The sequence below is a fragment of the uncultured Paraglaciecola sp. genome, assembly GCF_913020055.1.
Classification (GTDB): domain Bacteria; phylum Pseudomonadota; class Gammaproteobacteria; order Enterobacterales; family Alteromonadaceae; genus Paraglaciecola.
This window is the reverse complement of sequence record NZ_CAJWCF010000134.1, coordinates 1-9,593: the sequence shown is the minus strand read 5'-3', so window position 1 is coordinate 9,593 and position 9,593 is coordinate 1. Positions and strand designations below refer to the sequence as shown.

General features: G+C 38.8%; 12 protein-coding genes. 9 read left to right on the top strand and 3 right to left on the bottom strand.

The features are described 5' to 3' along the window. Positions 1-257: 257 nt before the first annotated feature. Complete coding sequence (locus QZ488_RS19895; RefSeq protein WP_293752022.1) at positions 258-1,052, bottom strand: Spy/CpxP family protein refolding chaperone; 795 nt, start codon at positions 1,050-1,052, stop codon at positions 258-260. Between the two features lie 150 nt (positions 1,053-1,202). Here QZ488_RS19895 and QZ488_RS19890 point away from each other — a divergent pair, with 150 nt between their 5' ends. The 7 genes from QZ488_RS19890 (at position 1,203) to trmL (ending at position 6,549) form a co-directional block, all read left to right on the top strand. After that, positions 1,203-1,898 (top strand): response regulator transcription factor, encoded by a 696-nt coding sequence (locus tag QZ488_RS19890; RefSeq protein ID WP_293752020.1) that lies wholly within the window; start codon positions 1,203-1,205, stop codon positions 1,896-1,898. Beyond that, complete coding sequence (locus QZ488_RS19885) at positions 1,895-3,076, top strand: histidine kinase dimerization/phospho-acceptor domain-containing protein (RefSeq protein WP_293752018.1); 1,182 nt, start codon at positions 1,895-1,897, stop codon at positions 3,074-3,076. Before QZ488_RS19890 ends, QZ488_RS19885 begins: the two co-directional genes overlap by 4 nt. Beyond that, positions 3,077-3,301 (top strand): ATP-binding protein, encoded by a 225-nt coding sequence (locus QZ488_RS19880; protein WP_293752016.1) that lies wholly within the window; start codon positions 3,077-3,079, stop codon positions 3,299-3,301. A gap of 207 nt (positions 3,302-3,508) precedes the next feature. After that, positions 3,509-4,312, top strand: coding sequence for a delta-class carbonic anhydrase (locus QZ488_RS19875; protein WP_293752014.1), 804 nt, complete (start codon positions 3,509-3,511; stop codon positions 4,310-4,312). Positions 4,313-4,467: 155 nt separating this feature from the next. Beyond that, on the top strand, positions 4,468-4,899 hold the full coding sequence (locus QZ488_RS19870; protein ID WP_293752012.1) for a CBS domain-containing protein: 432 nt from the start codon (positions 4,468-4,470) through the stop codon (positions 4,897-4,899). Positions 4,900-4,959: 60 nt separating this feature from the next. Beyond that, a complete protein-coding gene (locus QZ488_RS19865) occupies positions 4,960-5,916 on the top strand; it encodes an alpha/beta fold hydrolase (RefSeq protein ID WP_293752010.1) in 957 nt (318 codons plus the stop codon). Between the two features lie 168 nt (positions 5,917-6,084). Then, on the top strand, positions 6,085-6,549 hold the full coding sequence (gene trmL / locus QZ488_RS19860; protein ID WP_293752008.1) for a tRNA (uridine(34)/cytosine(34)/5-carboxymethylaminomethyluridine(34)-2'-O)-methyltransferase TrmL: 465 nt from the start codon (positions 6,085-6,087) through the stop codon (positions 6,547-6,549). 61 nt (positions 6,550-6,610) lie between these two features. On the opposite strand, the gene fre is transcribed toward trmL, so the two are convergent. Further along, positions 6,611-7,309, bottom strand: a complete 699-nt coding sequence (fre, locus tag QZ488_RS19855; RefSeq protein WP_293752006.1) for an NAD(P)H-flavin reductase — start codon at positions 7,307-7,309, stop codon at positions 6,611-6,613. Between the two features lie 247 nt (positions 7,310-7,556). On the opposite strand from fre, the gene QZ488_RS19850 reads away from it, so the two are divergent. Further along, a complete protein-coding gene (locus tag QZ488_RS19850) occupies positions 7,557-7,793 on the top strand; it encodes a TIGR02647 family protein (protein WP_293752004.1) in 237 nt (78 codons plus the stop codon). A 129-nt stretch (positions 7,794-7,922) separates the two neighbouring features. Then, positions 7,923-8,552, top strand: a complete 630-nt coding sequence (locus QZ488_RS19845) for a tetratricopeptide repeat protein (RefSeq protein WP_293752024.1) — start codon at positions 7,923-7,925, stop codon at positions 8,550-8,552. A gap of 11 nt (positions 8,553-8,563) precedes the next feature. Here the strand turns inward: QZ488_RS19845 and QZ488_RS19840 are convergent, their stop codons facing one another. Beyond that, positions 8,564-9,019, bottom strand: coding sequence for a hypothetical protein (locus tag QZ488_RS19840; protein ID WP_293752002.1), 456 nt, complete (start codon positions 9,017-9,019; stop codon positions 8,564-8,566). Positions 9,020-9,593: the final 574 nt, after the last annotated feature.

Sequence of the window (9,593 nt, the reverse complement as noted above, 5' to 3'; positions counted from 1 at the left end):
AACTTCAAGGCAAACGCCTCGGTATCCAAATAAATGACCTCAGTCTCGAGGACGTATGAAAGATCAACAGCCCCTAATGGAGGATAAAACAATTGATCTTCGAATACTAAAGGAATCAAAGGTTTGCTTCTGAAACAAATATTTAGGGTTCGTATTTTTAAGCCATACATATTTCATCTGAAAATGTATGGCAATATTGATCAAAAAAAGGCGCCTTATCTGGCGCCATTTTGTTAATACTAGTATGTTTTTTTTACCTATCCATGCCTTTGACCTTTCTTGCCGCGCTTATGCTTTTCGGATTTTTCTTCGGCTTTGGCTTGTTGTTCAGGCGTCATTAGATTCCAAATGTCATGTTTACTTTTGGCTTTTACAATCCCCATAGCTATAAAGTCAGCGTGATATCCAGTGTTTAAAGTTTGCCAAGCCTCAGGGCTAAAGTTCGCACCTTGGATAAGTGCCCGCTCCGCTTGTTTATAACTTTTAAGTTTAGTTTTTATTTCTGCGCCATTTTCTTTAGCCGCAGTTTTGATGGCTTGGACGGCCGCAAGTTGTTCTTCAGTAAAATCTAGGCGTTTTAGTTTTTTGTGTTCCCTTTTACCTTTAGAACGTGTTTTTTCGCCCTTGGTCTTACGGAATTCTAACTGGGCTACAAATTCTGCTTGTTGAGTTTCAGTTAACAAGTTCCAAACTTGGTGCTTGTTGCTGGCTCGTTGTAATGCTTTTTCTTGCATGAGAGCTTGGCGCTGGGTAATCGCACTCTCTATCGCTGCTTGATCCCATTCAGAAGAGTGTACTAGGCTACGTAAATCTGTTCTTAGGGATTTTTCATCCGTATTAAACAGGCCTCTGTCTTCGCGGGTTTGTTTTAAAATTTGTTTGATATCTTGCTTTTGTGTATTGGTTAGCGATAACTCAGACAGAATTTGACGCATACCATCATGTTTTTGATGATGCCCTTTTTTGGCTATTGCAGGTACGGCGATGGCAAGGGTAAGACAAAGCGCAATGGGTGTAAGTGTTGTTTTTATTAAGTTTGTAAATTTTGACATTTTTTTATCCTCTTTATGAATTGCTAATAAGTCTAGCGAATGCAATGCAAAGAAACGCAAAGGCAATGTAAAGCTTGTGTAAATGCGCCATGCTGGACAATATGTACTGAGTTATAGTGTGCTAAGTGTTAATACTATCCAAGGGAACGTATGTCGTCTAAAAACATATTATTGATCGATGATGACTTAGAGTTAACTGAGTTACTTAGAGAATACCTCACTCCGCAGGGTTACGAACTCGATATTGTACATGATGGAGAAATGGGGTTGAGCCTAGCGACGTCTAGTAAACATTACGATCTTATTTTGTTAGATGTGATGTTACCTAAACTTGATGGATTTGAAGTGTTAAAAAAATTGCGTACTAGTCATCTTACCCCCGTTTTAATGCTGACCGCTAAGGGTGACGACTATGACAAAATTCTCGGCCTGGAAATGGGCGCCGACGATTATTTAGCGAAACCTTTTAATCATAGAGAGTTATCGGCAAGAATTAAGGCATTGGTGCGCAGAATGGCGTTGTTACCTAGTGGCACTGTTCAGCAAAATTTAAAGGTGGGTAATGTGGAACTCTCACCTTCAGCACAACAGGTTTATTGTGCAGACAATCTAGTGGAGATGACTGGCACCGAATACTCTATCCTGCATCTTTTAATGATTAATCAAGGGCATTTAGTCAGTAAGCAGGATATCAGTGAAAAAGTATTGGGTAGAAAGCTAGCGGCTTTTGATCGCAGTATAGATATGCACGTAAGCAACCTTCGTAAGAAATTGGCGGTCTTTAGCCTTGAAGAAAAAATTAAAACGCATCGGGGTGCGGGTTATCTTTATTTGGTGTCCGCATGAGTGTATTAAGTCGGTTTAATCCCGCTAAAAGTCTATTCTTTAGAGTGTTTTTGTGGTTTTGGCTGGCAACCTTATTAATTGTTATTAGTTCGGTTTGGTTAGTAAATCAACTTGGCTCTGAGGCTAAATACCGACCACTAAACCCTCAGCAGCAAAAAGACTTAGTGACTGCAACTCGTAAGTTACAAAATCAAATTGATTCGCGAACTGCCAACGTCTTGATTAAAAGGTTGCTTAACAATGTGGGGAAGCGCAATCGTTTTGGTTTGATTTTGGTTGATTTATCTACTCGAGAAGTGATTCACGGTGTTCCCAGACACAGACGATTCAAAAACGAAGTATTTGATGATTTTGACCAGCAAAGTTCACCATTAATGCTGCAGGTAGGAGGTGTTTCCTTTGTTGGTCCAGGTCTGTTACAGGCGAATCAAACGGATTATATGCTGTTTTTAGTTGCCCCCAGACCAGGTGGAAGTTTACGACTCATCCGAGATGAATACCCTGGCTTATTTATTACCTTTCTCATCTCTATCAGTATGGGCTTATGTTACCTATTTGTTCGGGGCTTGCTTAACCCTATTTCTCAACTCAGAGAAGCATCTAAACAAATGGCAACAGGTGAGATGGGCAGTCGAGTTGGCTCCGCAAGTAGGCGTTTAGATGAAATTGGTCAACTGGGACGTGACTTCAACTACATGTCTGAACAAGTTGAAAGAGCAATTAATAATCAGAAACGATTATTGGCTGATATTTCACATGAATTACGTTCGCCCCTTACTCGTTTGCAGTTGTCTATTGGTATTGCTTTACAGCAAAATGAGTCTGAAGTATCAGTTAACATGCTTGCTGCTTTGGAGAGAATTGAAAAAGAAGCTCTGCAAATTGAAAAAATGATTGCCCAAGTTTTGTTGTTATCTAGATTGGATAATCAACAACCCATTCAAAATTTACAAACTGTTAGCCTTGAACAATTGATGACGCCTATTATTGCCGATGCTAAGTTTGAAGCTGAACACAAAAATAAAGAATTGTCTTATCAAGCAGATGACAATATCAATTTGCATATAGATCCCCAGTTATTAGGCAGCGCTATAGAAAACGTCCTACGTAATGCGATTCATTATTCTAACCGTCTCATTCAAGTTTCGGTGTCGGTACAAGACAAACATATCGTCTGAGTGATAGAAGATGATGGTAGTGGCATTGATGAAAGTCAGCTAAGTAGAATTTTTGAAGCCTTTTATCGTGAATCCACTGCCCGAGACAGAAATAGTGGTGGAGTTGGTTTTGGTTTGGCCATTGCCCATCATGCAGTTAGTAAACACCAAGGCTTAATTCAAGCAAACAATAAACCCGATGGTGGGTTGCGGGTCAAAATATCCATACCTTTTGTGCGGGCTTAATTGTTAATTAAGTATCTGTAATAAAAGATAAAAATATGATTTCAACTGTTGTGATCCTTTATTAAGTTATGTACGTTTGTAGCTCTAATATGACACATATCTTTTTCTTGTCAGTAAGAGAAGTATACATTCAAAAAGAATGGGGTTTCGACATTGGATGCATATGAAGATTGTTAATAATTTATTTCAAATAATTAGGAGTAATCTATGCAAACTAAAAGACTTAAAGTGAAACGACTCATCCTTGGAATGTCAACTCTATCCGTTTTGGCATTTAATGCACAAGCTGCTGTATGTGAAGGGTTTGGACCGCAAACACCTCGAGATATCGATCAACTTCATGGTGAAAATACCCGTATTACTTCTTTAGCTCCATCTAGTTCTGAAATGAATTTATGTAATATCCATTTTCACAAAAATGCAGAGCATAAAGCCAAAGACTTCTCACTGTATGCGGGTGAAGGTGACAAGGGGTATGGTGGTGGTTATATGTGTGGTATCAGCAAAGAATTAACCGCAGCAGAATTGACTCCGACCAAAAGCAAAGTGTGTAAAGGTTTAAAGCCAGGCGATACTGTTGAAGTACATTGGGTGCATAGTTCAGCTGATGTTACTCCAGGAAAAACCCTAGGTGCCTGTCTTAGTGATAACCAAATTAATCCTGATTTACGTGTTGAAACTCAAGTCTTCACGCTTGTTAATGACAATAATGCCATGAATTTTGACGACTTGGATTACGATCGCACAGTTCGCAATGGCTATCATCAAGCTCAATTTATCCCTGACAACACAGGTGCACCAGTAGAATTTCTTGGTTCAACAACGGGTCCAAGCTACACAGAAGAAAAATGTTCACCAATAGATGTCACTTGGAGCGTTCGCCCTCAATGTGCAAAAGTTGATATCAATAGTTTAGCCAGTTGGTGTGAAAGTAATGAGTTTGGTGAAGAGCATGCCCACGGTGTACGTAAACTTGTTACCAATCCAGCACTACTTTCTACAATAAACTAGTAACACTAGGCACGCTACTGTAGGTAAAAATTGCAGCAGACATATGTGACAATATTTAGTTCTGAGCGAAATATTGTCAATTTTTGTATTGCAACACCCCCAAAATAGCGGTTACCTTTTATCGTAATTAGAACTAGTGATTGGCAAGGAAACTCATGTTAATTGAAAAAATTATGAGTACACCAGTGGTGACAGTGACATTTGATGATACTTTGGGTGTGGTGAAACATATCTTTGAAAATGCCAAGTTTCATCATTTGCTGGTGGTAGAAGACGGTAAGTTGTATGGGGTGATATCCGACCGGGATTTACTTAAATCAATTAGCCCTTTTATCGGAACGGTGCAAGCTACAGCACATGATAAGTTTACCTTGAATAAAAAAGTACACCAAATCATGAGTCGAAAGCCTATTTCGCTCAGTCCTTCAGCGGATGTATATGACGCGATAAGGTTATTTAATCAGCACAACATCTCCTGTATTCCGATTGTAAATGGAAAAGGCGCCCCAGTTGGGATCGTAAGTTGGCGTGACATCCTTCACATTCTTGAAGTTAATCACAATAAAAAACTCAAACAAACTAAATGAGCCAATCAGGTTTGATTAGTGAAGCGCATTTTAAATAAAATTTAAATCTAGGTTGGGTAAATGTCTCAATACGTTCTTTCTACTGAATATGACTTAGCATCAAAATATGAAACCACTATTCAGCCATTCTGGCTTAACAATGTTACGCACGGTAAATTTTCTGGGAAGGATGATCTAGACATTGGTTACGCCCAAGTTGTGCACCCTGACGCCATAGGTAGTGTGGTTATTTCTTCAGGGCGAATAGAAAGTCTACTCAAATATAAAGAAATAGTTTACGACTTTTATCAAAACGGCTATTCGGTGTTTATTCATGATCATCGAGGACAAGGTTTATCAGGGCGTATGTTAGATAATCCACAAATCGGTTATGTGCAATGTTTTGATGATTATGTGTATGACTTTAAACAATTTATTGACCAAGTTGTAAGTGAAAGTAGTCAACATAAACCTAAACTGTTGTGCCACTCTATGGGGGGGGCAATAGGCGCTTTGACTGTTATGCGCTATCCAGAGTTGTTTGACAGAGTTGCCTTTTCGGCGCCAATGTTTGGTATTCGTCCTTCTTTGCCTAATTGGTTCGCCAACTTATTGCTTTCCTTACACGCAGTAATAAATAAAAAAAATGCTTATTTTTTTGGTCAAAAAAACTATGAGAGCAAACCGTTCAAGACTAATGAATTGACTCACAGTGAAATCAGATATAATATTTTTCGTCAAGAGTATCAACAGACACCACAAGTCAAATTAGGTGGTATCAGTGGTCATTGGTTAAAAATGGCAGCGCAGGCGATGGACCAAATTGAGCAAAATGCCCATTGTTTCCCTATTCCCGCTTTTGTTATTCAAGCCGGAGCAGATCAAGTGGTTGATAACAAACGCCAGAGTCGCGTGGTAGCAAAAATGGCTAACACTAAGCTGCAGGTGATTGATGGTTCAAAGCATGAGTTGTTAGAAGAGCAGGACCAATATAGAATTCCTTGTCTGACTACTATTTTGGACTTTTTCAGCAATTAATACTTTCTATGTTGAAGGTTCAGAAATGATTTTAGGAAGTGTGTTTTAGATTTGGTTTTTAGTCTAAAACCTTACTCATAGGTTTTGTCAGTTTAGAAAGGGAATAATTAAATCATTTAGCTGATTTTTGTTAGTATTAGCTTATCAAAAGTCACCGAAATTAAACCCATGCTCGATATCGTTCTATACCAACCAGAAATTCCTCCCAATACCGGCAATATTATTCGTCTATGCGCGAATACTGGTTTTGCCTTACACTTAATTGAACCTTTAGGCTTTGATTGGGATGACAAAAAAGTGCGTCGAGCTGGATTGGATTATCACGAATTTGCCAAAGTGCAACGTTATCCAAATCTAGAAGCTTATATCGAGGCTCGTTCACCTAAGCGAATTTTTGCTTGCACAACCAAAGGCAAAGCATTCTTTGCACAAGCCGAATACCAAATAGGTGATGCATTGTTGTTTGGACCCGAAACACGAGGCCTACCAGATGAGGTTATTCAGTCATTACCACCCGAGCAGCGAGTGCGTATTCCTATGTTGCCAGAAAGCCGCAGTATGAACTTGTCGAATGCGGTATCGGTGTTTGTTTATGAAGCATGGCGGCAAATGGAATTTAAAGGCGCTGTCTAATTGATATGTAGGGATGTATAATCAAGCGCCTTATCTAGGGTCGAAAGACCCTAATGTTATCTCAGATAAATGCGTATGCATCACCAAATAAACAAGTTGCCGGTAATCCTTGTTTGGTAAAATCATCGCGCACCACTTTTGCCATTTCAAAACGTCCGGCTACATACACTCTATAAGTCGACAAATCTTGTATGTCATTGAGTACAGCTTGGTGTACCCAACCAGTTTTACCGGCCCAATCTTCTGCTGGAACTTCTACCACTGGGATAAAAGTAAACAGAGGATGTTGTTGGGCAATAGAGCTGAGCTTTTCAAAAGCATACATGTCAGTAATGGTTCTTGTTCCCCAATATAACAGTACAGGCGCTACTAAAGGTTTACTTAGTAGTTGTTCCAATATTGACAAAGCATACGAAAATCCAGTACCACCGGCCAATAATATAGTGGCTTGAGTATTGGGGGTACTAAGAAACGCTTCCCCTGAACCACCTTCAACACTGACTACTTTATCTGTGAGCATTTTTTCGAGGACTTGCCCAGCATATTGGTTACCGGGTTCTGCCCCAATATGTAACTCAATTGTTCCGTCCATACGAGGCGCGTTTGCAATTGAAAAAGGACGTTTGTCATTTTCGCCCATCACTACTTGCAAATATTGACCTGCAATAAAGTTAAGGGGGGTCTCTGGAATCAATGTGATACGTTTGATTATGTCTGTAAGGACTTCAATCCTTTCTACCTTACATTGAATTATTTGCATGGATTTCTTCTGGTTAAATTAATACTACTTGAATATGATTATTTTAAATAACCTTTGATATTCATCGATTTGGGCTTTAGGCTCATGAAGGGGATTATAAACAACTGGCTGATTTTATACGAGTTGTAATTAATTGAAATGCTAGGTTTTGGTGGATGTTCTGCAAATAAGTACTTTGTGCCAGCTGAATCTAATAAGGGCCTATCCTGAATATGGGAAATAAAGGCATAATTTATGAGGAATGAAAATGACATTTACGTCTGAAATGATTGCAGAGCTGAACTTATTATTGAAGTTTCCAAGTAAGAGTCTTATGCAAGGTTTGAAAATTCATAATGACGCTGAGCCAGAGGTGATTTCTGCTGCTCAGAGGTTGTTCGATAAAGGCATAGTGACGTTACCTGATGGAGGGTATTTAACTGATTTAGGTCATGATTTATTCGAACATGCACAGGTTGTACAAATGGCTTTGATGGATAAATAGAAAGTGAGCCAATCGTTGGCAACAATCAGCGCTTGGTTTAGTTATGATTAGGGTCTATTGACTCTAATCATTTATAAAAATAATTTTATTGCCGATACAAAAGACATCTTAGGTGTCAGACAATTATTTATGCATTTATTCAAATCATTATCACTTAGTTTTTGTGCCTTAGTTTTTGTGGCTTCGACTTACGCGGCTGATGAAATTAAAGCTGTTCAGTTATATTCGCAGGATGAATTACTTGGCCTCATCAATCGCAATGAACATTTGACCCGTGTGGTGTTAGATAATTGTCAGTTGGTGCAAGATATTCAGGCACGAGCTGAAACGCTCAAGATTCCCAGTTATCAGTTCTTGTGGGGGGATATGCTCGCTTGGGGGGTTTGCATAGACAAAGATCCTGAGCGAGGCATTAACTTTATGCATCAAGCCGCTGAACAGGGACTTGCTGCAGGGTTGGAGCAATTAGGTCGCTACTATTCTCAAGGAAAACTGGTCCAAAAGGATAAAGAAAGAGCGGTGGTTTATTTGCGAGAAGCTTCAGTTCTTGGACATTTAAAGGCGCAAATACAACTGGCAGAATTGTTTATTGAAGGATATGGCAGTCCTTATGATTATGAAGATGCTTATCACTGGTTGTACAACGCAATTACCGCAGACAAACCTACTCATAAAAAAATTGCTGTCTGTATGAGTGAGCTGGAAAAGCTAATGCACCCTAAAGCAGTACGTAAAGCAAGAAGGCCACTAAACTCTTAATACCTTAGGAGTTATAAGAGTACCTTAGCTGAACTTTTTTCCACTTTTAGTAAAACACTATGGATAAAATCGATAGCCTGTTTACGATCCGGAAATATGTTTTCATCCAACAAATAGTTTTCTACACCTGCATCTTTACTTGATTTTATTAAATGCTCAACGGCATCGGGGTTAGTAATAGTATAAGCGTCAACTATGCAGCCTTTGTCTAAGAAGCGTTTTCGTAGATCAACTAAAGTTTTTCGACTTGTGGCAGACTCCTCATCGCATTCAGTTAAGTCTGCGTAGTAACCCCAATATCGCCATTCGACGACACCCAACATCAAGCCTAAATCCTCACAAAACTTTTCAATCAGTTGATTACTTAAAATGCCAATAAACTTTATTTCTAAGGTTCGATCACCAAAACAGACTGTATAACTGCCTTGTTCATCTGAGTATTTGTATTGATTGCTTTTTGAGCGCAATTAATTTACCGAAATTATCTGTTTTATATCTTAGTATCATAGTCATAACAATTAAATGGGTAAAGCCACTAACCTTCATTATTCCGATTTATCGGTAACCTGTTATATAAAAACTCGCAAAAGGCTAACAATTGAATCGGTTTTTTAGTCTTTTACTCATCATAGTTCCGTTTTCGTTTGTTGTTAATAGTTTGCTTGTCGGCACAAAGCGTTTCGAAACTATCGTATTTTTAATAAGAAATAAAAGATGGGTGAGGGTGAGAATGCACAAAGTTGGGAAACTACATGGCTTTTTGGAGTTCATATACACGGAAACGGGCTGAAATACTCAAACTTGTCACGTTCATGGTAAAAAAGTCATATTTGCTTGTTGCCATTTAGTTATACTTGACGCAATTAAATTATTAGTTAGGAATTTCTTCGCCCTATGAGCGACGACCCGTTTTACCAACGCGAAAAAGAAAAATATGAAAAGCCAGTTGCGAGCCGCGAATACTTGCTGGAACTTTTAGTCAAAGCTAAAAAGCCTTTGTCTTTTCTGGAGTTTTGTCAATTGCTTAATGCAAAAGATGAG

Coding starts and splice junctions, on each gene's coding strand:
- QZ488_RS19895 (WP_293752022.1), bottom strand. CDS start 1,052: ATGTCAAAATTTACAAACTTAATAAAAACAACACTTACACCCATTGCG.
- QZ488_RS19890 (WP_293752020.1), top strand. CDS start 1,203: ATGTCGTCTAAAAACATATTATTGATCGATGATGACTTAGAGTTAACT.
- QZ488_RS19885 (WP_293752018.1), top strand. CDS start 1,895: ATGAGTGTATTAAGTCGGTTTAATCCCGCTAAAAGTCTATTCTTTAGA.
- QZ488_RS19875 (WP_293752014.1), top strand. CDS start 3,509: ATGCAAACTAAAAGACTTAAAGTGAAACGACTCATCCTTGGAATGTCA.
- QZ488_RS19870 (WP_293752012.1), top strand. CDS start 4,468: ATGTTAATTGAAAAAATTATGAGTACACCAGTGGTGACAGTGACATTT.
- QZ488_RS19865 (WP_293752010.1), top strand. CDS start 4,960: ATGTCTCAATACGTTCTTTCTACTGAATATGACTTAGCATCAAAATAT.
- trmL (WP_293752008.1), top strand. CDS start 6,085: ATGCTCGATATCGTTCTATACCAACCAGAAATTCCTCCCAATACCGGC.
- fre (WP_293752006.1), bottom strand. CDS start 7,309: ATGCAAATAATTCAATGTAAGGTAGAAAGGATTGAAGTCCTTACAGAC.
- QZ488_RS19850 (WP_293752004.1), top strand. CDS start 7,557: ATGACATTTACGTCTGAAATGATTGCAGAGCTGAACTTATTATTGAAG.
- QZ488_RS19845 (WP_293752024.1), top strand. CDS start 7,923: ATGCATTTATTCAAATCATTATCACTTAGTTTTTGTGCCTTAGTTTTT.